The sequence below is a fragment of the Methanoculleus sp. genome (assembly GCF_035363275.1).
Taxonomy (GTDB): domain Archaea; phylum Halobacteriota; class Methanomicrobia; order Methanomicrobiales; family Methanoculleaceae; genus Methanoculleus.
Genome location: NZ_DAOSET010000007.1, coordinates 38342 through 64556, shown reverse-complemented (window position 1 = coordinate 64556; position 26215 = coordinate 38342). Strand labels below are relative to the sequence as shown.

At 64.1% G+C, this 26215-nt stretch carries 28 protein-coding genes; 11 read left to right on the top strand and 17 right to left on the bottom strand.

The window, feature by feature from the left end; genetic code table 11:
• The 5 genes from ilvE to cfbA form a co-directional block, all read right to left on the bottom strand.
• A partial coding sequence (gene ilvE, locus PLN84_RS02600) for a branched-chain-amino-acid transaminase (protein ID WP_348531888.1) occupies positions 1–805 on the bottom strand: 805 nt, incomplete at its 3' end.
• Positions 806–909: 104 nt separating this feature from the next.
• Positions 910–2277, bottom strand: a complete 1368-nt coding sequence (gene cfbB, locus PLN84_RS02595) for a Ni-sirohydrochlorin a,c-diamide synthase (protein WP_292384791.1) — start codon at positions 2275–2277, stop codon at positions 910–912.
• Positions 2274–3338: a Ni-sirohydrochlorin a,c-diamide reductive cyclase catalytic subunit gene (gene cfbD / locus PLN84_RS02590; RefSeq protein ID WP_292384790.1), complete on the bottom strand. Its 1065-nt coding sequence runs from the start codon at positions 3336–3338 to the stop codon at positions 2274–2276. The genes cfbB and cfbD overlap by 4 nt, the downstream gene beginning before the upstream one ends.
• A gap of 2 nt (positions 3339–3340) precedes the next feature.
• The gene (gene cfbE, locus PLN84_RS02585) at positions 3341–4495 is read right to left on the bottom strand and encodes a coenzyme F430 synthase (protein WP_292384789.1); all 1155 of its coding nucleotides are present in this window, start codon (positions 4493–4495) and stop codon (positions 3341–3343) included.
• Positions 4496–4500: 5 nt separating this feature from the next.
• Complete coding sequence (cfbA, locus tag PLN84_RS02580; protein ID WP_292384787.1) at positions 4501–4908, bottom strand: sirohydrochlorin nickelochelatase; 408 nt, start codon at positions 4906–4908, stop codon at positions 4501–4503.
• A 77-nt stretch (positions 4909–4985) separates the two neighbouring features.
• Here cfbA and PLN84_RS02575 point away from each other — a divergent pair, with 77 nt between their 5' ends.
• The 8 genes from PLN84_RS02575 (at position 4986) to PLN84_RS02540 (ending at position 10047) form a co-directional block, all read left to right on the top strand.
• Entirely contained in the window at positions 4986–5483 is a 498-nt protein-coding gene (locus tag PLN84_RS02575; protein ID WP_292558617.1) for a Holliday junction resolvase, read from the top strand.
• Positions 5480–6619: a methanogenesis marker 9 domain-containing protein gene (locus PLN84_RS02570; RefSeq protein ID WP_292384783.1), complete on the top strand. Its 1140-nt coding sequence runs from the start codon at positions 5480–5482 to the stop codon at positions 6617–6619. Before PLN84_RS02575 ends, PLN84_RS02570 begins: the two co-directional genes overlap by 4 nt.
• Entirely contained in the window at positions 6606–7412 is an 807-nt protein-coding gene (locus tag PLN84_RS02565; protein WP_292384782.1) for a triphosphoribosyl-dephospho-CoA synthase, read from the top strand. Before PLN84_RS02570 ends, PLN84_RS02565 begins: the two co-directional genes overlap by 14 nt.
• Complete coding sequence (locus PLN84_RS02560) at positions 7400–7969, top strand: DUF447 domain-containing protein (protein WP_292385250.1); 570 nt, start codon at positions 7400–7402, stop codon at positions 7967–7969. The genes PLN84_RS02565 and PLN84_RS02560 overlap by 13 nt, the downstream gene beginning before the upstream one ends.
• 178 nt (positions 7970–8147) lie before the next feature.
• Positions 8148–8594: a fasciclin domain-containing protein gene (locus PLN84_RS02555; RefSeq protein ID WP_292384780.1), complete on the top strand. Its 447-nt coding sequence runs from the start codon at positions 8148–8150 to the stop codon at positions 8592–8594.
• A 33-nt stretch (positions 8595–8627) separates the two neighbouring features.
• Complete coding sequence (locus tag PLN84_RS02550; RefSeq protein ID WP_292384779.1) at positions 8628–9062, top strand: fasciclin domain-containing protein; 435 nt, start codon at positions 8628–8630, stop codon at positions 9060–9062.
• A 69-nt stretch (positions 9063–9131) separates the two neighbouring features.
• Positions 9132–9557: a fasciclin domain-containing protein gene (locus PLN84_RS02545; RefSeq protein ID WP_292384778.1), complete on the top strand. Its 426-nt coding sequence runs from the start codon at positions 9132–9134 to the stop codon at positions 9555–9557.
• A gap of 64 nt (positions 9558–9621) precedes the next feature.
• Positions 9622–10047 (top strand): fasciclin domain-containing protein, encoded by a 426-nt coding sequence (locus tag PLN84_RS02540; RefSeq protein ID WP_292384776.1) that lies wholly within the window; start codon positions 9622–9624, stop codon positions 10045–10047.
• Here the strand turns inward: PLN84_RS02540 and uvsE are convergent.
• The 12 genes from uvsE to PLN84_RS02480 all read right to left on the bottom strand — a co-directional run bounded on the left by uvsE (position 10037) and on the right by PLN84_RS02480 (position 23594).
• Positions 10037–10957 (bottom strand): UV DNA damage repair endonuclease UvsE, encoded by a 921-nt coding sequence (gene uvsE / locus PLN84_RS02535; protein ID WP_292384774.1) that lies wholly within the window; start codon positions 10955–10957, stop codon positions 10037–10039. The genes PLN84_RS02540 and uvsE overlap by 11 nt on opposite strands.
• A gap of 33 nt (positions 10958–10990) precedes the next feature.
• Positions 10991–11875 (bottom strand): A/G-specific adenine glycosylase, encoded by an 885-nt coding sequence (locus PLN84_RS02530; protein WP_292384771.1) that lies wholly within the window; start codon positions 11873–11875, stop codon positions 10991–10993.
• 628 nt (positions 11876–12503) lie between these two features.
• The gene (locus PLN84_RS02525) at positions 12504–16295 is read right to left on the bottom strand and encodes an AAA domain-containing protein (RefSeq protein WP_292384769.1); all 3792 of its coding nucleotides are present in this window, start codon (positions 16293–16295) and stop codon (positions 12504–12506) included.
• A 120-nt stretch (positions 16296–16415) separates the two neighbouring features.
• Complete coding sequence (locus PLN84_RS02520) at positions 16416–16832, bottom strand: HEPN domain-containing protein (protein ID WP_292384768.1); 417 nt, start codon at positions 16830–16832, stop codon at positions 16416–16418.
• On the bottom strand, positions 16819–17379 hold the full coding sequence (locus PLN84_RS02515) for a nucleotidyltransferase domain-containing protein (protein WP_292384766.1): 561 nt from the start codon (positions 17377–17379) through the stop codon (positions 16819–16821). The genes PLN84_RS02520 and PLN84_RS02515 overlap by 14 nt, the downstream gene beginning before the upstream one ends.
• Before the next feature lie 75 nt (positions 17380–17454).
• Entirely contained in the window at positions 17455–18084 is a 630-nt protein-coding gene (locus PLN84_RS02510) for a fasciclin domain-containing protein (RefSeq protein WP_292558615.1), read from the bottom strand.
• A 48-nt stretch (positions 18085–18132) separates the two neighbouring features.
• The gene (locus PLN84_RS02505; RefSeq protein ID WP_292384762.1) at positions 18133–19596 is read right to left on the bottom strand and encodes a thioredoxin-like domain-containing protein; all 1464 of its coding nucleotides are present in this window, start codon (positions 19594–19596) and stop codon (positions 18133–18135) included.
• A gap of 49 nt (positions 19597–19645) precedes the next feature.
• The gene (locus tag PLN84_RS02500; RefSeq protein ID WP_292384761.1) at positions 19646–20542 is read right to left on the bottom strand and encodes a hypothetical protein; all 897 of its coding nucleotides are present in this window, start codon (positions 20540–20542) and stop codon (positions 19646–19648) included.
• A gap of 276 nt (positions 20543–20818) precedes the next feature.
• Positions 20819–21088: a hypothetical protein gene (locus PLN84_RS02495; protein WP_292558614.1), complete on the bottom strand. Its 270-nt coding sequence runs from the start codon at positions 21086–21088 to the stop codon at positions 20819–20821.
• 198 nt (positions 21089–21286) lie between these two features.
• A complete protein-coding gene (locus PLN84_RS02490; protein ID WP_292384759.1) occupies positions 21287–22195 on the bottom strand; it encodes a UbiA family prenyltransferase in 909 nt (302 codons plus the stop codon).
• 291 nt (positions 22196–22486) lie between these two features.
• Entirely contained in the window at positions 22487–23317 is an 831-nt protein-coding gene (locus PLN84_RS02485; protein WP_292384757.1) for a transcriptional regulator FilR1 domain-containing protein, read from the bottom strand.
• Positions 23318–23396: 79 nt separating this feature from the next.
• Positions 23397–23594 carry a hypothetical protein gene (locus PLN84_RS02480; RefSeq protein WP_292384755.1) on the bottom strand — a complete coding sequence of 66 codons (198 nt, stop codon included), beginning with the start codon at positions 23592–23594 and terminating at the stop codon, positions 23397–23399.
• Between the two features lie 7 nt (positions 23595–23601).
• Between PLN84_RS02480 and PLN84_RS02475 the strand changes: the two genes are divergently transcribed.
• Genes PLN84_RS02475 through PLN84_RS02465 form a run of 3 tightly spaced genes read left to right on the top strand, consistent with a single transcriptional unit; the run spans position 23602 to position 26193 of the window.
• Positions 23602–24810, top strand: a complete 1209-nt coding sequence (locus PLN84_RS02475) for a lamin tail domain-containing protein (RefSeq protein ID WP_292384754.1) — start codon at positions 23602–23604, stop codon at positions 24808–24810.
• A 2-nt stretch (positions 24811–24812) separates the two neighbouring features.
• Positions 24813–25046 (top strand): DUF3006 domain-containing protein, encoded by a 234-nt coding sequence (locus tag PLN84_RS02470; protein ID WP_292384752.1) that lies wholly within the window; start codon positions 24813–24815, stop codon positions 25044–25046.
• A 40-nt stretch (positions 25047–25086) separates the two neighbouring features.
• Complete coding sequence (locus PLN84_RS02465) at positions 25087–26193, top strand: NAD(P)/FAD-dependent oxidoreductase (RefSeq protein WP_292384750.1); 1107 nt, start codon at positions 25087–25089, stop codon at positions 26191–26193.
• Positions 26194–26215: the final 22 nt, after the last annotated feature.

Below are 26215 nucleotides of genomic sequence, written 5' to 3'. Positions count from 1 at the left end.
TGATGGGGCCGGGCTTGCCGTTCCCGATGACCCGGCCGTCGATCTCGCGGATCGGCCCGACTTCCGCCGCCGTTCCCGTGACGAAGACCTCGTCGGCCGTGTAGAGGTCGAAGTAGCCCAGGTTCCGCTCGAGGAGGGTGATGCCCATCGACTCCGCGATCTCGAGCACGACCGCCCGCGTGATGCCGCGCAGGTTGTTTAAGGTCGGCGGGGTGATGATGGCGCCGTCCTTGACGACGAAGATGTTGTCCCCGGAGCCCTCGGCGATGTAGCCCTTGGTGTCGAAGAAGATCGCCTCGTCGACGCCGCGGTAGTTCGCCTCGATCTTCGCGAGGATGTTGTTGAGGTAATTGAGGCTCTTGACGTTCGGCGGCATCGACTCCGGCGGGGTCCGCCTGACCGAGACGCAGACCGCCCGGAGGCCCTTCTCGTAGAGGTCGCCGTACATCGCGCCCCACGAGACGGCGATGACGATGACGGTCGGCTTCGCGCACTTCCGGGGGTCGAGGCCGAGGTCGCCCTTGCCCCTCGTCACGATCGGGCGGATGTAGGCGTCCCGGAGGTTATTCTTCCGCAGGGTCTCCTTGATCGCCTCGGCCATCTCCTCCTTCGCGATCGGGACGGCGAGGTCGATCGCCTTCGCCGAGTCGTAGAGCCGTGCGATGTGCTCGTCGAGACGGAAGACCCTTCCGTTGTAGGCGCGTATCCCCTCGAAAACGCCGTCGCCGTAGAGGAGACCGTGGTCGAAGACCGAGACCTTCGCCTCCTCTTCGGGGACGTATCTGCCGTCAAGGTAGATGATCATAGTACAAGAATGGGCCCGGTTCGTTTGTATGTTTTGCGCTTCATGCTGCCGGACCGCCCCGGCACCCCGGTCGCCGCCTGAGAGAAGAGGAGGGCCGGGACCGCTCAGTCCCGGCAGGAGCCGACGAAGTGCGCGAGCATCCCTCTGCTCGTCACCGGGTGGAGGTGCGTGTAACTCCCGATCGTCCGGTCCCGGACCGCACCATCAAACCCTCCCCGGATCCCGCTCCCCCGGCTGAGCCGGTAGGCGAACCGGGTCTCCGGCGCGAGGTCGACGCTGCTGTAGTGGAACTCGTGCCCTTTGAACGCCGCCTCGCCCATGGGGCTTCCTGCCGCGCTCGTCCCGACGACGTAGCCGAGCATCCGCCGCCCCGGCATCCTTGTCTCGCCAGCAAAGACCCCGGCGAGGTCGTAGGCCTTCTCCACGTCCGCGTCCATAAACCCCCGGGCGAGGACCATCCGCTCCGTGAGGTAGATGAGCCCACCGCACTCCGCGTAGATGGGGGTGCCGTTCCGGGAGGCCTCGAAGAGCCCTTCCCGCATCGCGGTGTTCGCCGCGAGTTCACGCCCGAAGAGCTCCGGGTAGCCGCCGCCGAGGATGTAGCCGTCGGCCTCCGGGAGCCGGTCGTGGACCGGGGAGAACGGCACCACCCGGGCACCGCACGACGCTAAAACGTCGAAGAGATCGGCGTAATAGAAGTTGAATGCCTCGTCGAGCGCGACGCCGATCCGGACGTCCGGCTCGACCGCCGCATATATGATATTCTCCTCCGCCGGCGGCTCGGCCTCTTTCGCGAGGGCGAGCAGGGCATCCAGGTCGACGTGCTCCCCGATCATCCGCTTCACCGTCTCGATCCGCGCGAGGAACTCCCCGTGCCCCTGCCCTTCCCGGTAGGGGACGAGGCCGAGGTGGCGCATGGCGAGTTCCATCTCCGCCGTCCGGGGGATGGCGCCGACGACGGGGATCCCGCAGTAGTGCTCGATCGCACGGACCGCCTTCTCCTGGTGGCGGGTCCCGGTGACGTTGTTCAAGACGACCCCCCGGATATCGACATCCGGGTCGAAGGCCAAAAAGCCCTTCACGATCGCCGCCGCGCTCCGGGTGATGCTCCGGGCGTTGATGACGAGGACCACCGGCAGGTCGAGCTGTTTGGCGATCGCGGCCGTGCTCCCGAGATCCGTGAGGGCCTCCGCGCCCTCGAAGAGCCCCCGGACTCCTTCGACGACGGCGACATCCGCTCCCCGGCAGCCGTGCGCAAAGATCGCCCGGACCTCGCCCGGGCTCATCACGTAGCCGTCCAGGTTCCGGCAGGGCCGGCCCGTCACCCCCGCAAGGTAGGAGGGGTCGATGTAGTCCATCCCGACCTTGAAGGTCTGGACGGTCCGGTCGGCCGAGAGGAGGGCCGAGAGCGCGAGCGTGATGCTCGTCTTCCCGCTCCCGGAGCGGTCGCCGGCGATGAGGAAGGACTTCATCGCATGCTCCGGAGGACCGCCCCGAACTCGCTCTCGACGATATCCCGGACCCCGAGGGTCTTCGGGTGCAGGTCGATCTCGACCATGACGTGCCGGTGCCCTATCTCCCGCAGGGGCTCTACCTGCCGGGGCCCGTTCGTGATCGAGAAGACCTCGATGCCCTCGGTATACTCCGGCGGGACGGCGTGCGGCACCCCGACGATGAGGGCGAAGTCGGGGTCGATCTCCCGGAGTCGCTCCCCGATCGCGGTCCCGTTCGCCCCGTACTCGTCGAGCGCCCCGAGGAGTTCGGGGTCGACTTCTTTCTCTCGCATCCCCGCGAGGATCCGGTCGGCGTCTGCCCGGACCTTCGGGAGGCCCCGGTCCTCGAGGTTTGCGATGTAGGTGACCGCGGCGTCCGGGCAGGCGTCGTGGAGGCCGATGAGTTCGTCGGCGAACATATACGCGGTCTCCTTCTTCGCGTTCATGACGGCAACGCCCGTCGCGCCGGAGTCGGCGAGTTCCACCAGACGTTCTGCCGCGAGGTGCTTGAGGTCGCCACGAGAGGGCTCGATGTAGGTCCGGGATGCCGCCCCGCGGAGCCGTTCCACCTCGTTGGCCTTGCCGAGGAGGTAGCGCTGCCGTTCCAGTTCGCCGGCGCTGATCCAGCCTGCCGCTGCCGCGGGCTCAAGCGTCGCGAGCACCCCGTCGATGTTCTCGCGGAACCCGGCGTGAATGTCCACGGCGATCGCGGGCGTCGCGACCCCTGCGTCGAGGATCGCGGACTGGAGGTCTTCGCCGATGATCATCGAGACGCACGTCCCGACGACCGCCATCCGCCGGGGTGAGAACTCCTTCTCCGCGTAGCGGAGCACCCGCATCAGCGGGTCGTGCCCGCCGAAGATGAACTCGTTGTCGGCGAGCGATGTCGTCAGCACCCGCATGCCGTCCTCCTCGAGGAGCCGGGCGTGCTTGAACGAGCAGCCCGACGGGCCGTGGAGGATCGCCACGTCCACCCCCAGGTCGCGGGCGGTATACAGCGCCGCGACGATTGAACTCGGTCTTGGTTGAATGTAATCCATGGTTATCTCCACGTCTTTACCGCGAGGACGATCGCCCCCGCCGGGGTGATCCTCCGGGCGGCATCGAGGCCCGCCTCAAGCGTCGTGGCGGCCTGCCCCTCCCCGACGTAGACGGTCGCTGTCGGCCCGACGGCCGTCACCGTCCGCCGGATATCCTCGGTCGAGAACCCCTCGCAGATTGCCCGCGCCTCCTCGCCGATGACGAGCGTCAGGGGAGCGCCGCCGGCAAGTTCCCGCGCGTAGCGGGCGGCCTCGATAGTGGTCGCCGCATTCGTCCCGCTGTTCGCGTTATCGAGGATCAGGAGACCCCCCTCCCACCGGGCCGCCATCCGGCCGGGCAGGGCGGAAAACCGCCCGAGGGGAGAAGGATCGATCCCGAGGAGGCAGGCGGTCGCCGCCGCAAGCGCGAGCGGCGTCCGGTAGCCCGCAAGGGTGCAGAGGGGGTTCGTGAACGTGCCGGCAACCCCGAACCCGGCATACCGGCAGACCCTTCCCTCGAAGGAGACGACCTCATCGGCCATGACTCCTCCCGGGAGATCGATCCCGTCCGGGAGGACGATCCTCCGCGCCCGGGAGAGCAGCCGGCATTTCTCCGTGATCGCGTGTTTCTTCCCCGCCGCGACCGGGTAGTCCTCTGGTGAGGTCAGCACCGCCACGTCTCCGGCGCCGGTGACGCCGAGCGACTCTTCCGCGACCAGCCAGCCGCCGATCCGTTCCGCCTCGCGGACTGCCGCTATCAGGGAGGCGGGCGTGATGCTCCTCTTCCAGAGGCGTTCCCGCTCCGGGTAGCGGTATGTCCCGGTCGATGTGTGGAGGATCCCCGGCCCCGGCAGCAGCGCTGCGAGGGCGTGGGCGGTGGTGGTCTTCCCCCTCGCCCCGGTGATCTCGATGAACGGGTGCGGCAACCGTTCGTCGAGGACCCACTTCACCGCCTCGTGGTGCGAGACCGCGGGCCCGTGCCGCCGGAGGAGGAGATGGTCCGGGTCGAGGTGGACCGGCGCGGTGACGAGGTCGTAGGTGCGGACGAGCGCCTCTTCGAGGGAGATGCCGGTCTTCCCGCGGTAGACGTCCACCTCGTCTGCCTCGTGGCCGGCATCCCGGAGTGCCGCGGCGAGGTCGGCCCCGCCATGAATGGTATCCAGCACCAGGACTCGCATCGTCCTCAGGGCTTCAGTTCGGCGATCGCGTCGGACGCGTTCTTCAGCATCAGTTCGGCAAGGAGCGGGTCGCTGCCGATGGGATTTGCGTAGACGAGCGGCACCGTCTTCCCGTTCAACTGAAATTCGCCTTTCCGGACACCTGCCGGGAGGCCGAGGATCTCGGGGATGTCCTGGTTGATGTGGACGCCTTTTGCGAGGAAGAGCGGGACGACGACGAGCATGTCGATATCCTCGCTCCGGAACGCCTTGAGCTGCTCCTCCACTGTCGGTGTGTTCAGGCTCATGAAGCCGGGTTTGACGAGGTACATGTCGGTCTGCTCGGCGATGATCCCCGCGGTGGTCTCGATCAGTTCCTTGTTGTAGGGAAGTTTGCTCCCGTGGCCGACCAGTAACATTCCAATTCTACCCATATGTTACAAGGTACTACGGGAGCATATTAAAATAATTACCTATTCTTTTTATGGCCCTGTTTCCAACCCTCTACTGGATGGCAAACTTCGAACGGGAGATCACCTCCTGCCTCAACCGGTTCTTCGCTCACCGGAAGACACAGGGGTTCGCCTACCGGCTCAAGCAGAGCAAATTCAACACCCAGTATGTCGACGTCCTGGTCGATTCTCTCGACCCCCGCTACTACCTGGCCATCGAGTGCAAGTCAATATCGGGTAAGAAGATCTACTTCTCCCAGCACTTTCACTCCGACAAGAACCATGTCCATCAGGTCGACTCGATCACCGACTTCATCAGGAAGACGGGCCGGCGGGGGTTCCTTGCCGTCGAGTTTCGGTTCGGCGCAGGGAGGGCGAAGGAGGCATACCTCATGCCCTGGGAGACCCTGCTCGGCTACTACGGGAACGTGCCCGGCATCCCGATCGATGATTTTCGGCTCTGCTGCACCCTCGACCGAGCCGATGAGGAGTACGACCTCCCGGGACTTGATACAAATCAATATCCTCTCTCACCACCAACGGATAGAGAAGTATGATGGAAGCATATGATCGTTTTGAGCTCCTCATAAACGATCGGGTTGTAAAGACACCGGTAGCGATAGCATCCATGGCCGGGATCGTGGATGCGGCCTACGTGCTTGAGCGGGCGGCTCATGTCGGAACCGCCTTCATCGGCGGCTACTCCATCGACGACCTCACCCTTGATGCAAGCCGGCGGATGGCGGCGGGGGGCCGCAAAGAGTTCGTGTACGATGATCCTTTAAAAGCGCTGGAAAAGGAGATTGACGCTTTAAAAGAGAGCGACGTTGTGACCGGCATCAACCTCCGCGGGAGCACCCCTGCCGCCTACGCGGAGGTCGCTGCAGCGTTCGAGGACCGCGTGGTCTATGAGATTGACGCCCACTGCCGGCAGCCGCCGATGATCGAGGCCGGGTGCGGCGAGTACCTCCTCCACCACCCGGTGGACCTCGTCGCGATCGTCCGGGCCTTAAAGGCGGAGGGTGTGACCGTCTCGGTGAAGGTGCGGGCCGGTATCGCGGGAAACGATGCGGGCCTCGCCCGCGCCGTCTGGAAGGCAGGGGCGGATATCCTCCATGTGGACCTGATGGACTTTGGGCACAACAAGGTCCGCCAGATCCGCAACGCCTCACCCATGATGCTGATCGCAAACAACTCCATCAACACCTTCGATAAGGCGATGGATGCCTTCTCCCACGGTGCGGACCTCGTCTCGCTCGCCCGGAAGTCCGATCCCTGGACGCTTGCCGGGCTCGATGCCGCCATCAGCCGGGCCGCCGAAGAGGGCGGTTGGTACAACGCCCCGAAACAGATCTGCCGCGGCGGCGATATCAGGGGGCTCGCCTTCTGCTGCATGCCGGTGAAGGCCTGCCCGCTCATCCCGACTCTCGATAAACTCGGAATCTCCCGGAACGAGTACCTGACACTCAAACAGGAGGCAGTGAAGGGAACGCCGCTTGAGGACGGGAGGAGCACCTGTTTCGGGAGCCTCGCCTGGTGCTGCAAGATCAGTTCCCCCTGCATGTTCCGGAATATGACGCTCGAGAGCAGAGGCCTCTCGGCGCGGGAGTACATGCGATGCAAGCACCGCCTCTCTGAAAAGATAATGAACAGGATATTCGATGAGAGCAAGACCGTCGATGAGTCGTGCTGAACGGGCACAGATGGCGATGATGCTCGAGGTCTGCGCCTACCCGAAGCCCGGGAACGTGGACCGGTGCCATGACTATAGCGATACCCGTCTCGAACATTTCCTTGCCTCGACGATCTTCGCGCGGCCCGCCTTTGATGCGGCCGAGCGGACCGGCGGCAGGGTCGGCAGCCTGATCCGGGAGGCGGTCATGCTCACGAACAATCATTCCGGGGGAAACACCCACTTCGGGGCGTTCATCCTTCTCTTCCCGCTCATCCTCGGGGGAGATATCGAGGGTGCCCGGCGGATCGTCGCCGGGACCGACGTTGCGGACGCGATCGAGTTCTATGCGGCGTTCGGCCTCACGGAGGTCCGTATGGGGAAGAGCGACGATCTGGACGTCAACGACCCCACCTCGGTCGCCGCGATCCGGGAGCGGGGGATGACGCTTGCCGATATCATGGCCTACTCGGCGAACCGGGACATGGTCGCCCGGGAGTGGACGAACGGATTTGCCCTGACGCGCCGGTGCGCGGACCTGCTCCATGAGCACGGGCCCGGGCGGCAGGCGATCGTTGCGGCGTTCCTCGACCTCCTCGCGACGGAACCCGATACCTTCATCGCGAAGAAGCATGGAGACACGGTCGCCGAGCAGACGATGCGCTGCGCGGCCGGAGTGCTCAGGGGAGAACATGACCTTGCCGCCTTTGACGCGGAGTGCGTCCGGGACGGGATCAACCCTGGCTCGATCGCCGATATCACCATCGCGGGGCTTTACGTGGCGCTCGGGGAGGGATGGCAGTGGGACTCCTGACCGAGGGGATCAACGAGGTCATCGCGACCACCGACTGCAACGCCGCCCCGATGGGGATCATCAACCGTGGCGGCTCGTTGCATATGGTCCTCTTCCGGGGGAGCCATACGGCCCGGAACATCGCCCGAGAACGTTCGGTAGTGGCAAACTTCGTCTTTGACCCGGTAGTCTATGTCCGGACCGCCTTTGAGGACCTCCCCGAGGAGAACTTCGTCCGGGAGGAGGTCGACGGCCGGATTATCTGCCGTCTCCGCGACGTGGAGGCCTGGGCTGCGTTTGCCGCCGACGTGGAGCGGTCGAGTACCGAGGCTATCATCGTCCGGCTCATTCCCTTCCACGAGGAGGTGCTCAGGCTCCGGCTGCACCCGGTGAACCGGGGGTTTGCAAGCATCGTAGACGCAACGGTTCATGCCACCCGCTACGTCAGGAACCACGACCCCTGGCTCGGGCGACTGATCGAGCATCACGCCGGCCTTGTCCGGAAATGCGGCGGCCAGCGGGAGTGGGAGGCGCTCGACCTCCTCGAGCGGTATATCGCCGACCTTACCCGGGAGTGACGGTCTTCGTCCGGCATGACCGGTCCTCTGAAGCCCGGATATCCCTTCCCCTGGGCAGCCGGTCATCCGGCCCGGAACCGGGGGAAGGTACCTTCTCAGTTTTCATATTTTTGAGGATATAATAATCAATATATACGATAACATACCACGAAGAGCCCCTGGAAGGAGGTAACCCCGTATGGCGAAGATCCTTGATACCTTGAAGAATGATGGAAGGTTCACCCGGCTCGTCGAGATCATTCAGACCCTCGGCGAAGATACGGCGCTGCAGGGCGAAGGGCCCATGACGTTCTTTGCCCCGGTCGATTCGGCATGGGACGCGATCCCCGAGTCGAACCGGGCGATGATCTTAAACGACAAACAGATGCTCTCCCACCTCATCGACTTCTTCACAATCGGCAATCATAAATGCACGCTCGACGCGCTGCTCTCAAAGAACGTCGTGCAGACGGTCGAAGGCAATCCCATCATGGTCAGGAAGACCGACCAGGGAACGCAGGTGGACGAGGCCATCGTGCTCGAGGGGAACATCGAGGCGGAGAACGGGATCATCCACGTCCTTGACGGCGTTCCCTTCGTGACGCTCTCCCAGGCTTTCGAGGCCTACACGGCAGCGAGCCAGTGAGCCCGGGTTCGGGGCGCTCCCGGAGGATCAAGCGTGAAGAGCATATTTGAGACAGCCCGGGAAGACAGCCGGTTAAGCACTTCTGTTCGGATGGTGCAGGTCGGAGGGATAGCGGAGACCCTTCAGGGAGAGGGCGAGTATACGGCCTTCTTCCCGATCGAAGAGGCGTATTCCGAGTTCCCCTGGACGATGCTGGACGCTATCATGGGGGACCGGGAGAGGCTCACGGGTATGATCAGGTACCACGTTGTCCAGGGCAAACTCACCGTGCATGAGCTCGCACAGCTGGAGGCTATCGAGACTCTCCAGGGAGATTTCCTGGATATAACGGGGCCCATCACGGCGTTGCAGTTAAACGACGCCACCGTAATCCAGCCCGACATCGAGTGCACAAACGGCATCTACCACATCGTCGATAGGGTGCTCCTGCCGCGAGCGGTCGAGGCACGGGTCAAAAGGCTGGTGTGAGCCGGGGGAGATCACGCCCGTCGCGGAACCATCCGCACTTATATATACTCCCGCCGAAAGTTGGTCCGCATGAAGAGCATCCTCGCAACCCTGCAGGAATCCGGGTCGTTTGCCACGTTTCTCGACCTCATACAGGCAGCCGGCATGGAAGAGCGGTTGAGCACCGGAGGGCCGTATACGATCTTTGCCCCGGACGACGATGCGCTTCGGGTGATACCCCGGTCGGAATTTGACGCGATTCGGGGGGACGCCGACCGGCTCGTCGATGTTTTGAACTACCATATCGTCCCGGGGGTGCACTCCATGATAGACCTCCTCGGCATACGGACCCTGCGGTCGCTCCAGGGAGGGGACCTGACCGTTGACATTGCCCCGGAGGGGGTGGTGGTCAACAACGTGCCGCTCGTGGAGTCCGATGCGTGGTGCACAAACGGCATCTGTCACGCGATCTACACCCTGCTCCTGCCGCCCGTCGTCAGGGCAGCTGCTCCGTAAGGCTGGACCCCGTGAGAACGTTTAAATATCCCGGCGCACGACTGGGGCAGGTGGAGAGAGCAGTATGAAGAACATCATCGAAACCCTGGAAGACTCCGAGGGCCTCAGCGTCTTCCTCGAGCTGGTCCGAATTGCGGGCATGGAGCCGATGCTCCGGGAGCAGGGGCCGTTCACGGTCTTTGTCCCGACGAACGAGGCATTCTCAAGGGTCCCGCAAGCGCGGATGGACGAAATCCGGCAGGATCCGGATAAACTTCTCCTGATCGTGAGTTACCACGTCGTGCCGGGACACCTCACCTCGGAGGATCTCCGGAACATTGCCGCCATCAGGTCGAGCCTCGGGACGGACCTCGTCTTCCGGTCATCGGATAGGGGCATCACCGTCAACAGCGTCCCGCTTGTCGAGACCGACGCGGTCTGCACGAACGGCATCTGCCACGCGATCGCATCAGCGCTCGTCCCGCCGACGATCGAGATCGTCACGCCCTGACCGGATCTTGCTCTTCCGGCCGGCGGAACCGCCCGTCATGGCGGGCAATCCCGACGGCGGCGAGAGCGCTCTTTTCTTTATCCTTGATCTCGAGCATGATGTCCATATCCGCCGGTCCGGTCCGGCTGAGGAACTCCGCGAAATCGGCAGCGTCAAGGCTCTCTGTGTGCCGGCCCCGCCGTCCGCCGGGCATCGCGGTGCTGTAGTCGACCATCAGGATGCCGTCGGGCGACCGCCAGGTCGCGCCGGATCGCTCGACCGCCTCTGCCACCCCTTCTCCGGAGGGGTTGACGGTATGGTGGAAGAAGTCAAAGAGCACGGGAATGCCGGTCTCGTCGTGGATGCGGAGGCAGTCGGCAAGGGTGTAGCGGGAGTCGTCGTTCTCGACGACAAGCCGGCGGAGGATGCTCTCGTCAAGATGGGCGTATTCGCGGCAGAACCGCTCCATCGCGGCCTCCTTATCGCCGTAGACGCCGCCGACGTGGATCTGGATCTTTGCCGTTGCATCGAGGTGCAGGGCGTCGAGGACTCTGGCGTGGTAGCGGAGCTCCGCGACGCTCCGGCCGATGATCTCCGGGTCTTTTGCGTTGATGATGACGAACTGGTCGGGGTGCATCGAGATCCGCATCCCGTGGTCGGTGATGAACCGGCCGAGCGCCATAAACTCGCCGGCGAAGATCTCCTCCCACGGGGCGGTGCAGACCGGGTGCGACCCGAACGGGACGAGGTCGGAGGTGATCCTGAAGAAGAGGAGGTCCGATGCGAGGTTGAAGCGGAGGATCGCGTCAAGACAGCGGAGGTTTTCCCGGACGGTCGTTATCAGCCGCTCGTCGGAGTAGGAGGCGAGCCGGAACGTGCGGCCGCTGGAGCAGCCGATGCTCCGGTTGATGCACGGGTAGCCGATCTTCATCCCTTCAGGGGTGGCGCCCGCCCGGCATCAATCTTACCGGCAGGTGTAGGTACTCCCACTCTCGGCGACGAACCCTTCCCGGGCGAGGTCGGCGAGGATCCGCTTCACCCGTTCGGGCTCTTCCCCGGTCCGGGCGGCCGCTTCCGTCTCCGTGACCGAACCCTCCTCGAGGACGAGGGCGAGGAGCCTTCCGCGCACCTGCCGGTCGGAGCCCTCGAATCTGCTCTGCCGGGAGTATGATGCGCTCCGCCGGTTGGGATTCGCCGTCCGCTTCTTCAAGACCGTTCCGTAATCCATCAGGGCGCTATACCACTCCCGCGGGTTCTCGCGGTAAAGGGCCCGCTCCACGAGCGGGAGGATCTCGTCGTCCCTGACCCCCTCGCGGTCCTGGAAGAAGAAGTGGATGAAGACCCGGCGGATGTTCGTCTCGATGTAGACGACCGGCGTGTTGAAGGCGTATGCGCAGATGGCCGCCGCGGTCGCCTTCCCGATGCCGGGGAAGGTCGCGAGCGTCTCGACGTCGGCGGGGAGCCGGCCGCCGTACTCCTCGACGACCCGCTGTGCAGTCCTCTGGAGCGCGAGCGCCCGGCGATTGTAGCCCATGCCCTGCCAGGCGAGGAGGACCTCGCTTCTGGGGGCACCGGCAAGGCTCCCGAAGTCCGGGAACTGTTCGAGAAACTCGCGGTACTTCACGGCGACCCGCTCGACCTGCGTCTGCTGGAGCATGATCTCGGAGACCAGGATCCGGTAGGGGTCGGTGGTGCGCCGCCAGGGGAGGTCGCGGCCGTGGGTGCGGAAGTGCGAGAGGATGAGGTCGCGAAAGAGGCGGACGGCCTCCGGGGTGGGCCCGTGCTCGCGGGTCTCTGCGAGGATTCGCCGTTCGAGGTCGTTCTGGTCGGGGTCGAGGCTGCCGATCACACCATCTGGTTTGTCTGACAGGGGGAAATAGGTTGGGCGGGGGGTGTGGGCCTCTTGAATTGCGTGGGTTGTGTTTATGCCATTGCAACACCTGGCACGGATTTCCATCGGACTATGCACCTGCCGGTGCTCGAGCTCCGTTCCTCGAAGCCTGATGGCTTCTCAAACTCCTGTCCTACGGACAGTCGTCCCTACCGGAACGTCGCCTATCGCCACGCACTGCCCCTGCCCCCTGGGGCTGGGAACGACTGCCGGAACGGCAGGAATTGGAGCACCGCAGGTGCGACTGAGGAGGCCGGAGGCCGGGCGGGGTGGGGTTGACGAGAAGTGCGGATTAGGGTGGGGTTGAGACAGGGGAGGGGGAGACCCCCTCGCACCTAACGGTGCTCAAGCTCGCTTCGCTCGCACTCCGCACCCTTCGGGTGCTCGAGCTCCGGGCGTTCCGCCCATCGCACTCCCCGTCAGCCCCACTTCGCACCTTCGGTGCTCGAACTCCGCTCCTGCGGAGCGTCGTTCCCCCCGTGGCGATAGCCATCACGGTCCACTATATCAGGACACGTGGGGAGAAAATCTGCTGAAAACCTCTGAACGGCTCAAAATATTGGGAGATTGCTTTTTCGGAATTTCTTCACTCTATCTGCGCCCGCATCACCGTGAGCCGGACCCCTTCCGCCTCCCCATCAAGGGAGAACGTCCGCATCTCCCCGTGGGTCCGGCAGAACTCCTGGAGGTCGAGCATGTGCTCGAGCCCCGCCGCCGCCGTCTCGTCTCCGACGAGGTCGAGCGGAGGCTCGAGCAGCGGCCGGGGGAGGAAGACGACGCACTTCGCCCGGCTCCGGGTCAACGAGACGTTCAGGCGGTTCCTGCTGTAGATGAACTCCGCCTCCGCGAGGGCGGTCTCGACGTCGCTCACGCCGTAGCTGACGATGACCGCCTCCGCCTCCTGGCCCTGCATCTTATCGACGGTATCGACGAACGGCCGGGACTCCCAGGCCCGCTCGCGGGCGAGGCTCTCCTGGACGGCGCCGATCTGGGCGTGGTGCGGGCTGACGATGAAGAGGCCGTGCTGCCAGAAGCGGGCGTCGCCGTCGCCCCCCGCAGGGTAGGGCCGGCCCGTGTCGGGGTCGATGAGCCGCTCCCGGAGGGTGCAGGCGAGCCGGGCGGCGAGCCCCGCCTCGATCCGGTTCTCAACTGTCGTCCGGACGTTCTCGAGGACGCAGAGGACCAGGGGATAGGCCGGGTCGAGGACCCACTCTATGTACTCCTCCGCCGCCCCCTCCGCGAGGGCGATATGCCGGCCGCCGACCGCATCGGTCGCCGGGGCGTATCCGGGCCCGTAGAGGGTCTCGGCCGCGAACCGCGAGAGGGTCCGGTTCATCCGCCAGTTCTCCTGGAGCTGGCAGGTGTAGGCCGGCCGGACGGCATCGTCGCGGTGGCGGAGGTAGGCAAAGATCGAGTCCTCGAGGCCGGGGAGGCCGTCCTCCGGCGGGGGGTAGGCCCCCTGGACGACCGGGGGGAGCTGCAGGTCGTCCCCGGCAAGGACGAGCCTCCCCTCGCGGCCGAGCACCGAGAGGACCATCGCGAGTTCCGCTGGCCGCATCTGCGACGCCTCGTCGACGATCAGGAGGTCAAGAGAGGGGAGGGACTTCTCGAGTTTGCCGAAACTGTGGACAGTCCCCCCAAGAAGGAGCGACGGGCAGCCGACGACGGTATCGGCCCGCTCGTGGGGGAGGGCTTCTAGGCTCCGCTCGCCCCTCGCGGTCCGGGTGCCCTTCAACTTGTAGATCGCAAGATCCGTGTCCAGCCCGAACTCGCCGACGGACTCCTGGACCTTGACGAGCAGGTTCTCGATGGCGGCGTGGGTGAACGCCGTCACCCCGATCCTGACCTGTTCCCCATGCACCCGCCGGGCTTTGACGAGCGAGAGGAGAGCGTTCGCGAGAAAATGCGTCTTTCCGGTCCCCGGCGGCCCCCAGACCAGCGTGAGCCGGTTCTCCAGCACCTGCCGGAACGCCCGCTCCTGGCTCTTCGTGAACCCCGAGTCACGGGCGAGCCGTTCCGCATCGCAGACGACCTCCTCGCGCTCCCTGACCGGGACGGCAAAGCCCCGCGGGTCGCGGAGGAGGCGGATGAACGCGTTCCCCGGCTGAGCGTCGAGGTCGAGGAGGCGCTCGACGGCGCGCTCTACCGTGAAGTCCGTGAACCGGGGGTGCAGCACCGCGAGGTCGCCCTCCTCGAAGGGCGGGAACCCCTGGCCGTAGGTCACCTCGAGGACGAGCCCCCTGACCAGCCCGGCCTTCCGGTCGACGATGCTGTCGCGGACCATCGCAAAGCAGGCCCCGCTCCTGCCGGGGTTCATGCTCGCCCGGTAGCGGGCGTCCTCAAAGGAGAGCTGCGCCTCCCTTCCGGCGTCGTCGTCCCGAACCAGGAGGTAACTGAAGACCTGCGACTGCTCGAAGAGCGCGAGGTCGAGGGGGGCGAGGACCTTCCAGAAGTTCCCCTCGCTCTTCCTGAGAGGGATGCTGATCCCGTCCCGGACCCCGGCGTCCCGCGGCCTGCTCCGCATCTCCTGGACCTTCTGCGCACCCACGGCCGACTCGTACTCCGCGATGAAGAGGAGGCGGGAGATCTCCGGCGTTTCGGCATCCCACGGCCGCGGGAACCGGAAGTTCTCCGCCCAGCGGACGAGGTTGCCTTTCACCCGCTCACGGAGCCCGTCGAGGATGCTGCCTGCCGCGATCAGCCTTCGCGAGACCTCCTGCCGGATCCAGTCCGCAGCCTCCGGCTGGCTCCCGCTCCAGGCCATGATGACGGCATCGCTCTTCATGGCGTTGCTCTGCTCGTTCCAGAAGAGGTCGCCCGCGTTGAGCCGGTAGGCGAAGCGGGAGGAGGGAATGGCCGCGAGGACCTCCGGCATCCGGAGGGTGAACGGGACCGGGAGCGCGAGGAGCCGCCTGATCTCGCGGGTCAGGACGACGAGCGGGAACGGGACCGAGCCTGATGGGTGGGCGGATCCCGTGGCGATGCCGGGGTCCTGGTAGTAGAACCGGAGCCGGAGGGCGTCCTCCGCCGTCGCGGGGTCCTCGATCGCCTTGACGATCAGCCGGGTGAAGAGGTCCTCCTCGTAGGTGTCGTAGACGTAGGTCTGGACCGACTTTTTGTCGGCCCACTCCCGGTCCTGGTTGTACTCATCGACGGCGCTGAGTTCCGCGGCGAGCGCACGGACGAACTCCCGCCGTATGCGGTCGCAGTCGCCCTCGTCTGCCGCGATGAAGATTTCCTCGCGCGATGGGGTCCCATAGACCGCATTGCCCCTGTTTCGCCGGAAGCCGAGGGCGTAGACCCGGCCGGAGACGGGGTCCTTCTGGAGTGTGAGGACAAGCCCGACGTCCTCGAAGATCGGGAGGGCGAGCGACGTCGCGGCGAGGGGGACGACCTCGCCTGTCCGGATCGCCCGGACCGTCTCCCGCAGGCGGTCTCCCCGGCCGGCGAGCGATCCGCAGCCGTCGAGACAGCGGTCGCTCTCGGGATCCGAAAGGAACCCCGCGAGGTCATCGAGCGTGTTGATGGGACGGCCGCCGTTCCACGCGGCCTCCCGGAGGTAACGCCGCCCGACGGAGGAGAGGCCGGGGATCTGCGAGACCGAACCGGTCGTCTCCGCCTCGTGCCGGCAGTGGGGGTAGAACTCGCAGGACTCACACCGCGAGGTGATGTGCCAGGGAACGTCCGCCGCCGGGCCGGCAAAAACGCCCGGGATCCGGTGGCGGAAGAAGTCCTCGATCACCCGGACATTCAGGTGCAGGCGAAACGTTTCCGGCTCGTCCTCGCCGTAGAGCCAGATCCCCGCCCGGTCGAGGTCCACCGGGAGATCGATCCCGAGGAGGGTGAGGGCGTGGTCGAGGATCAGGGCGTAGAGCGTCGCCTGGATCCGGTGGCTGACGCTGAGGTCCTCACTCGCCTTGATGTCGATGACCGAGAGGGCCGGCTCCCCGTCGCTCCCCTCCCCGAACCGGATCAGGTCGGGGCGGCAGGGGGAGAACCGGTGCAGGTCCGGGTTGAGGCCATAGTTCCGGAGAAAGTGGACCGAGACCGGGATGGTAGACTGGTAGAGCACCTCCCCCGGGGTGAGGCGGGGGAGGAGGTTGAAACTCTCCTCGATAGAGAACGACCGCCCGGAGAGTGGCCCCGTCCCGTCCGGGACCCGGACGCGGCCCGTGAGTTTTGTCCGGACCACCTCCTCCTCCCACCGGATGCCCGCCGCGAGGAGGGCCTGCGTCACCGGGCTCCGGTCGGTCGCGACCGCCGGGATGCCGGCCGCTTCCCGCTCCTGCTCGGGAGTCGCGTGGTAGCGGAGGTAGCGCTCGCAGTCGTGGTAGAAGAACCAGCCGATGAGCGACGGACTGAGGTTGAAGCGGGGCATGGAAGAACCCGGGGAAAGCCCCCGTAATGACTCACCTGTTTGTGCCGCCGCGGGAAAATGGTTGGTATTCGGGCTTTTTTGCTATCTGGACGAGATATGGGAAACAGGTCGAGATCCCCGTCAACGAAGAAGATCCTCAACGGCACTGAGGAATGATTCGGCGCGAGAAACGGCGTTTTCTGCCTCCAGTTTTGAGACCGTGCCCGCCATGTCATAGACCACGATATGTCGCCTCCTTCGCATCCGATCAAGAACATCCACCGTTTCAGCGTCGAGGAATTGCCCGGAAAAGCGGACCACCGTGGCATGCTGATTGTTTCCTGCCGGGCGGTAGCCCTTCGAGAACATAAGCGCCCTTGCGGCCTGTAACATGGCGTTATAAGCGATCGTATATGCCCAATCGGCGTTGCTGGTAAGGGCGTTTCTCGCAACCGCTACATCTCTGTGTGCCAGAGCGATAGCGTTCTCCACTGCCTTTGGATCCGGGGGGAGTTTCCGGATCAGCCCCTGTCGCTCCAGGTCTTCACTTTTTGTCAATCAGCATCACCCTTGGTTCATTGAGCACATTCACGACGAACGGATCGCCCTCGGCGATTCTTTGATCCATCTCCTCTCTCGGGAAGAGAACATAGTTTATCTCTCTTCCAAGTGCTGCTTCTGCCTCCCGGACGGCGGCCATCAGGAGGTCTTCATCAACATGCCCGACGACGAAGAGGTCGATGTCGCTTGCCGCACCGGCCTTTCCGCTGGCAAAGGAGCCAAAAATGAAGACGGTATCGACGCCGCCGACGCCAGCGAGGTGTTCTCGTACGACCTTTGCCACTCCTTCGGTCTTGAGGATGATGGCGGTCAACTCGTTGTAGATCGGAAAATCCCTGTTTACCACGTAGTACCGCGCATTACCACGGCGGGTGCTTATCAGGAGGCCGATCTCTTCGAGGTTCGTGAGTTCCCGCCGGACAGCGTTGAGGTTCTCCCCGGTCATCCGCTGCGCCTCTCGCAGGTAGATCTCGCGTTCCGGGTTCAGAAGGAAGAGAGTGAGGAGTTTCACCCGGGTCTTAGAGGGGATGAGCCGTTCGAGCACGAATACATATTGTATACTATCGTATATATATTGTATACTATTCCGGCGCGGAAGGAGGGAGCCGGGTCAGCCCTCTCACCCGGTCGCGTTCGTCGTATTGCCGGTTTCTTCCACCACCGCCGTCCCCTCCGGCAGGGGCACGTCCGGCGGGAGCATGACCGTACCGATGACGTGAATGACACCGTTTGAGGCCGGAATGTCGGCCCGGAGCAGTTTCACACCGTTCACCGTCACCTCGCCGCCGGCGGCGTCGACGGCAAGCGGGCTGCCCTGCACGGTTGCGAGGGTATCGTTCTCCGCGATACCGGCTGCCGTATGCCTGCCCGGGGCCACGTGGTAGAGCAGGACCTCGGCGAGGTGGCCCTTCGGATCGCCGAGGAGGTCCTCCATCACGGCGTCCGGCAACCGGTCGAAAGCCTCATTGGTGGGCGCAAAGACCGTGTAGGGGCCCGGGCCGGTGAAGATCCCCTGAAGCCCGGCTAACTTGATGGCGTCGATGAGCGTCGAGAAGTTGCCGTCCCGGCCCAGCACCTCGTCGATCGGCAGGCTCTCGCCGGCCGGCGTGCTGTTCGTCCGGTTCAGGGTTCCGTCTCCCGGTGGGGCTGTGCAACCGCAGGCGAGCACCGCCGCGACGGCCAGGGCGGTTATGATGAGCGTATAATCTGTTCGCATGGTCCCCTTCTGGAGACTTTCTCCTCCCTTCATCTAGATAAAACATTGGTCTCCGGAGCCCGGGAGAGAATCCGGGCATTCCTACTTCCAGAGCACCATGGTCGAGACCACGTGACGGACCGGGTCATAGACCCTGATGGCGTGGTTGCCGGTATCGGCGATGTACCAGAGTCCTCTGAAGTCCGCGAGACCCCCCGGCCCGTTCAGGCGTGCGTCCCCCGAGAGCCCGTCCCGGTCGCCGCGGTCGCCGCTCCCGACGACGGTGAGGACCCAGCCGGTGGCCGGATTGAACTCTTTGATCTTGTGGTTGTAAGTATCGGCGATGTAGATCGAGTCGTTCCGGTAGGCTACGCCCACCGGGTGGTTGATGCGTGCCATGCGAGCGATGGTATCGAGGTCACCGAAGTCCTCGAGGGAGTGCCCGATGGGCGTCTCGACCATGCCCCGCTTTATGCGGCGGATCGCCGACGCCTCGGCGTCAGCCACGTAGAGTGCCTCGCCGTCGGTGACGATCCCGGAGGGCCCGGCGAAGGCGGCCTCATGAAGCGGCCCGTCGACCAGGCCCTCCCGGCTCGACCCGGCGTACGGCTCAATCTCGCGGGTCGCAAGATCCATCCGCCAGATCTGGTTTGTCCCGGCCATCGCGACGTAGAGGTGACCCCCGAGCAGCGCGAGGTCCCTTGGCGCGTTCAGCGCTACACTGGTGCCCGGTCCGCCTTCGCCGGGTGAGGGGGCCGCGAGCCCCGTCCCGGCGATCGTTATCACCCTCCGGTCGGGCCAGGTGACCTGCCGGATCGTGTGGTTTCCGGTGTCTGCAACGTAGAGGATGCCCGTCTCTTCGTCGAAGACGAGGCCTTCCGGCAGATAGAACGCCGCCTCACCGAATCCCCCGTCGGCGTCTCCGGCGGTCCCGGAGCCGATCGTCTCCAGAACTTTGCCGTCTCCGTCGGCGACGACAATCCGGTGGTGGCCGGTATCGCTCACAAAAAGCCGCATCCCCGGGTTGTCCGCTGCAATTTTGCCGGGCCGATAGAGGGTCCCTTCCCGTTCCGTCTCGAGTGTGGCCCCGGACTGCAACGGTCCCTTCTCAAGCTGGCCGCGCTGCTCGAACTCGCGGGTGAGCCGGTCAATCTTCGGGCTGAGCCGCTCGTAGAGCCCCTCTCCGGCGGTCTTTCCAACCAGGTTTCCCGCCGGGTCGATGAGGACGAAGGTCGGCCAGTCCCGGACCCCGAAGGCCCGCCTGAGCAGCCAGGCGGGGTCGATGGCAACGGGGTAATCCGCTCCGGCACGGCGAATCGCCTCCCGGATGTTCCCGGTGGCGGCACCTGACTCTAGATCGGGGGAATGGACCTCGATGACCACCAGGTTCGGGTGCTCGTCCCTGAGGCGCCGGACCTCCGGCGCCAGCCGCATGCAGTTTGAACAGGCGAACGTCTGGAACGCGAGCAGCACCACCCTGCCGCAGAAGTCGCGGATGGAGGGGGGGTGGTCGACGTTGAACCACTCCAGACCTGCGGGGAGATCGGGGGCCGTTATCGGTTTCATGTGGCACCCCTGGTTGTCCGGGATTATGAACCTTCGCGATCCGGGTGAGTTACGCCGGCGGCGCTGCGATCACCGGCTGCAGTGCGGCGAGCAGTTCGTCGCAGAAGGCGATCGCTCCGGCAACCCTGCTCTTCTGGTAGACAACGGGTTTGATGCGGGGCGTCTCCGGGATCCTGCTGATCACCCGGAATACCTCCCGCCAGGGTATCGCGTCGTTCATCGACGGCAAATTGAGGTTGTTATGGATATGAAAGGCCCGCAACGCCTCGGCCGGAATCTCGCCGAGCGATCCGGGGAACTCCTCTCTCGCGGCGGAATAAAGGTGCCAGGGGTCGAGCGCTATCCCGGCGAGGCCGGCGATCTCGGGGTGGAGGTTCTTGAGCGTAGCCCAGAATGCCTGGATCCGGCTCCCGGTGGAGACGCCCTGATCCTTGTGGTTCTCGACCAGCACCAGCGGTTCCACGCCGAACGCGTCCCAGTGGGCGACGATCAGGGTATGCATCGCCGCGACGATAGCGGCATGGGTATTCTTCCGGTCGCCGGGGTGGATCTCGATGATATCAGGGGGGATGCCAAGAAAATCCTCGATCTCGAGAAGCATGTCCGAGAAAGCGCCCACCCAGTCCGCGTCGTGCCACCGCAGCGCCGCCGTCACCTGCCGGCCGTGCTGGTCTCTCCGCGGGATGGCCGGTTCGGTATGGATGACGTAGCTGAGGGAGCCCGGGAGGTCCCGGTCCTGCTCGTACAGGTGCTCGATAGACGATCGGGTGAGCATGGAGCCGATCTCCTGTCCGGTTCGTTCCACCTCGGTCCTGTTCTTGACGAAGTCTGCGGGAATCTCTATGTACGTGCACCCGAGCGGTTCAGCGAGGTGCCAGCGTTCCAGGAGCCCGCCCCGCCGGGCCAGTTCCGTGACGTTTGGGTATATGTAGTCTGCACCTGGCATGGCGTTCAGGCTACGCCATAGCGCAAGTGATACAAAAGTGTTGGGGGTCGGATGGTCCTCACCCCGGCGTGACCGATTTTCCATCGGCCCTGGCTTCGGACATATTTCCTGGTTCCTCGCAACCGGCAACCTTGCGCCGAACAGGATCGGTATGGTCTTCGTCTGTGATCAGGTCTTCCCGGTCGCTCTTGTAGCATACGGATGTATGCAAGGCCTGTCGTGTTGCGGTGAAGGACGGGAGGCCGTGCAGGCCACGGATTGGCTGAAATCCGGGAGTTACCTGCGGTTATCGAGGGTCTGCGGGCAGACGAACAGGATCGATATAGGTGTATGGATGTACGTGCAGTAAACCCGCCCAGGTTCATAGTACATGCATGAAACACATTCAAAGCGTCGTGGCTTCTCCTCGTTTTCCTGCGTTAACCCGTCTGTTGAGAGCTCGTACACGCTACCGCCGTCCCGGCCCGGAGTCTCCGGATCCGATGGTCCGTAATACTGGGTGCCGGTGTTACTCTTCAGCGGATCGATGTTGTTGAGTAACTTCATTGTCGTACTATAAGATGCTCTCGGGCTGCCAGACATTTATTGCGCCGGTGAATATTCATCACCACGATTAAAAATCTCGGGGGCCGGAGCCCGGCCTCTTTATCTGTGTTAAAGGTTATCTGTGTTAAAGGGCGTTTTAGAGCAGTGCTGCTACGGAGAACTCGAAAAATAGGGGTAGAGTGGCGGAGCAGCGTTGAATCATACCAGAGACGGCATTGCGAGGGTGAGCAGGTAGAGGGCGCTGCCCAGCATGATGAATTGTCCATCTGCAAGCAGCTCGAAGAGGAGTTTCTCCTTTACAAGTTGCTCGAAGCACAGAATGTATCCCTGAGCGTAGGCTATGCCTGATGCCAGTATCAATGCCGTGCTGGATCCCGGGAGAGTTCTGCTGATGAGTACCAGGGCGACCCCGATGGTCAGGTTAATACCTGTCAGGAGATGGAGTGTCCTTCGGATACCAAGGATTGTCGGGATCGTCCTGACGCCCGATGCCGCGTCACCTTCCACATCCCTGGCATCAAAAACTACTGTGTTCAAGAAGACCAGGAAAAAGAGAAAGACACCGACGGTGCTGGTGGCGATGCCCGCGGGAAGGGCGGCGTGACAGACCGGCAGAAGGGCCGGGGGAACGGCCCAGGAGAATGCGACAACAAGGCTTTTCATGACGGGTATTTCTTTCAATCGCCGGAAGCCGAACCGAGCGGGAAAGAGGGGTACGCTGTAGACAATCCCGGCAGCCAGGGGGACCACAGCGATCAGAAGGCTGCCGAACCCCTGGAGAGCTGAGAAACAGAGGGCAAGGGCGTAGGTGCCGACTGCCGAACAAAAGAGGATGGATCCGTAATTTTCTGTGAAAACATACCGTTCGGTGTGGTTTATGGCGTCTTCGTCCTCGTCGGTCTTGCGGTTGAGGTTGTAAATGGCAAACGTGCCGAGCATTACTATTACTGCGGCAACCGGGTCGAAGGGGAGGCCCTGCAGGAGGCATGAAATGTATACCATCGCCGCTCCTGCGACAGAGAGGTACAGGGAGCTGTACACGATGAAGTGGATGGAGGCCTGGAAGATTGATTGAATCAGGTCGGTTTGATTGACGAATCTGAACATGAATTATTTGTGATAAATGATGTGAACATTTCTTACGATGATGAAGATTCATCAGTTCGATTAATGCGGGTGCCTGAGCGCGGTGCTCCGGAGAGATTGCGTGAGCATGCGAGGTGTACCTCCGCTACCTTGAGTGGTCACACTCTGTTCCGGCTTGTCCCTGGCCGGTAGTAACGGTACTTGAGGGGGATGGCTGTATTCGAGAAGATCTGTTATCCCTGGCCGGCCGTGGAGCGATCACGCTACCACGGATCTCAGTCGGTCGCCGGATATTGGAGATCGAAAAATAGGTTATTCCGGGGACACTTGCAGTATTCTGGCGGTCGATTTATAGCGCTTGAAGAGTCGCTCGCCCCAGGCAACCGCCGCCGTGTCGGTGCTGACGAAGTCCGTGGCGGCATCATAGGAGTTCGTATCATATTTATACAGGCCTAACGATAGATATGCGTCAGTCACCGTCATCCCAAGGCGGATTGGCTCGGAGGAGATGTATATTCTGAAATTGGTATGTCCATTTACAGCCCTCCGCAGAGCGCTATACTGCTCATCGATCAGTCTGGGAGCAAGTTCCTGGGAGACGATGAGTTCAACCTCTTTCCCGTCCAGAATTGCCTCTGTAATCACATTTGCATGGACCGGGCTCATAACCGACGATACACCGTGGATCCACGAAGCTTTCTTGAGTATGCTCAAAAAAGTTGCGTACACGGCGAAGATATCCTCCTCAACGTCCCTTATCACTTCCGCATTGTACAGATGGGCTATCTCTATCAGGGAACCGGGTGGTATGCCCTCGATCTCGTGCTCGACCCAGAACTCCCGATGACGCTGGAATACCCCCATAAGCGCCGCAAGCCGCCCAATCTCCGGTTCGACGAGCCTGCCCATAGGGGTGAGCGCGTAGTCGCCCCGCACCGACTCGACGTAATGCAAGGCCTCGAGCTGCCGGATCTTTGGGATGAGCGCTTGCGACGAACTCCCCGTGACATCACGAAGGACCGAGAGAGGTTTGGTCCCGTCCCCGAGGACAAGCAGTATCTGCGTCAGCAGTCTCGACCGAAAGATCGCCTGAATGTCGCCGTGGAACTCATTGTAGATCTTGAGAGGGGCTGTCTCTTTCATGCTCTTACAGATAAGAGGTGCCGGTCGACACATATCACCCTTTCTATTCCTGCGCACCCTTTCTATCCTGTGCGTTTCCTTATCCGGCGCCTTCTATCTCCTCCTCTGGTGGTTGGCCGCGTATCTGGAATGGGCCGTCTACCCCCGGTGAATCTCCCTTTTGAATGTTTTTCCGCCAAACCCCAGCGTACTTATACCCGGGAGTCCGATACCTCTTGAGCAGCATGTCGTTCATACCCAGATACCTGTCCAGCATCGCATTCTGTGCCTGCATCATAGCTTGTTTGCTCACTGCCGGCTGCTTCGTCAAAGGAGATCAGCCCCAGATCATCCCGGGGACCTCCGGAGACCTCGCCGTTCACTTCATCGACGTCGGCCAGGGTGACTCGACCCTTCTTCTGTTCCGCGATAAGGCCATGCTCATCGATGCCGGCGAACGCGGGATGGGAGAGCGTGTCGTCGCATATCTCAAGGAGCAGAACGTCGACCGACTCGATGTGGTGGTGGCGACTCATGCGCACTCCGACCATATCGGCGGGCTTCCCGACGTCATCTCGGCCTTCCCGGTCGGTGAGTTCGTCGATGCCGCACAGGTCCACCCCACCGCGACCTATGAGAACCTGCTTGTCCTGGTCGAGGAGCAGGGGATACCGTATACGGCCGCCGAACGCGGGCAGACGGTTCCCCTCGCCCCCGACCTTGAGGTCCTGGTCCTGAACCCGGCCGCGGAACCGATCGGCGACATCAACCAGGACTCGGTCGTCTTGAAGGTCACCTATGGTGGCATCTCCTATCTTCTCGTGGGCGATGCTGAGAAGCCTGCGGAGGAGAGCATGATGGAGGCGGGGCTCGATCTGAATGCCGATGTCCTGAAGGTCGGCCACCACGCGAGCCAGCACGGATCTTCGGCCGATTTCCTCGCCGCAGTCAGCCCTGCGATCAGCGTAATCCATGTCGGGGAAGGGAACGACTACGGCCACCCGCACGAGGAGGCGGTCGAACGCATCGAGGCAACGGGCTCGAGGATCTACCGGACCGACCTTGACGGGACGGTCGTCGTCGCCACCGACGGGCGGACGCTCTCCGTTACGGCCGGTGGGGCCCCGGCCGCCACCCTGACGCCTGCGGCGGCGACTCCGACTGCGACCCCGACCCCGACCCCGGTAGCGACGCCGGCACCGACGGCGGCCGCCACCCGCGTCTCCATCGCGGCGCTTGACCTCCAGGAGGAATGGGTCACCGTCACGAACGGGGCTTCGGAGCCGGTCGACCTCACCGGCTGGACGATCGCCGACGAGGGGATGCGGAACACCTACACCTTCCCGGTCTTCACCCTTGATTCGGGCGCCGATGTCACCGTCCACTCTGGGAGCGGCAACGACACCGCGACCGACCTCTACTGGGGCCGGTCGAGTGCGGTCTGGAACAACGACGGCGACACCGCCACGCTCGCCGACGCGAACGGGACAGTCGTCAGCACCCTGGAGGGGTGAAGATGGAGTCGACCTTCTGCGTCAGCCTCGACCGGGTCGAGGAGGGACTCGCCGTCCTCCTCCTCCGCGAGGACGAGTCGGTCCGTTTCACCCTCCCCGTCGCCCTCCTCCCCGGCGATGCCCGGGAGGGGGATATCCTGGAGATGACGGTCCGCCGGGACGTCGAGGCGACCGAGGCGGCCCGGCAGCGGGTCGCTGAGCGGATCGCGCGGCTGAAGAGTCGTAGCGGCCAATAACCCCACCCTTTTATATCCCGCTGCTCCTACGGGAGCACCGATGCAGGACCGGTGCGATCTCCTCGTCGTCGGTGCAGGCCCCGCCGGCAGCACCGCCGCACGCTACGCGGCGGAGACGGGGCTCGACGTCCTCCTGATCGACAGGAAGAAGGAGATCGGCACCCCCGTCTGCTGCGGGGAGTTCAACGCATCCCCTGCGGTGCTCGCGGAAGCGCTCCCGAACGCCCCGGGTCTCGACGAACTCTTCCCGGTCGATCCCGGGCAGGTCAGGCGGGCGATCCGGGGCATGATCGCCGTCTCCCCGCAGGGCCGGGAGTACGGGTTCGATCTCGATGGGTATACCGTCGACCGGGATGCCTTCGACCGGCACCTCGCGGATGCGGCCGTCCGTGCGGGCGCCGCGCTCGCGCCGGAGACCACGTTCCTCGGCCGGGAGGGGCGCCGGGTGCGGACCAGCCGGGGCGATGTCGAAGCCAGGATCGTGATCGCTGCAGACGGCCCACTCTCCCGGGTCTGCCGCTTTGCCGGGATGGAGCGGAGCGCGGTCCTCGCCCCCGCCATCACCTGCCGGGTCGACGGGGAGTTCGGCGACCGCCTCCGGATCTTCTTCGGGAGCCGCGTCGCCCCCGGAGGCTACGCGTGGATCTTCCCGAAGCGGGGGTGCGCGAACGTCGGGCTCGGCGTGCAACGTCCGGCGCCGCCGGTCCCCGTCCTCCTCCGGGCGTTCCTTTCGCAGCATGGGTTTGCCGCCCGGGACGTCCAGGCCGGGTTCGTCCCCGTCTCCGGTCCCATCCAGACGACGGTCCGCGGCAACGTCCTCGCCGTCGGGGATGCCGCGGGGCAGGTCGTCGCCTCGAACGGCGGCGGGATCGCGACCGCCATGATCTGCGGGCGGCTCGCCGGACTTGCCACCGCACGCCACCTGCTCGCCGGCGAGCCCCTCGAGGCCTACGAGCGGGCGTGGCGGTCGGCGATGGGCCGGGAACTCCTGGCCGCCGCGGGGACGAAGAGAATGGCCGACCGGGTCTTCGCCTCCGACCTCCTCATCGAGCAGGCTATGCGCATGCTCGGGGCCCGGGGCATCAGGAACGTCATCGTCTACGGCGGCGTGCGGGGACCCGGGCACGGGCCTGACCGTAAGTCTTAATACCCCCGGGCGGACCCGGGAC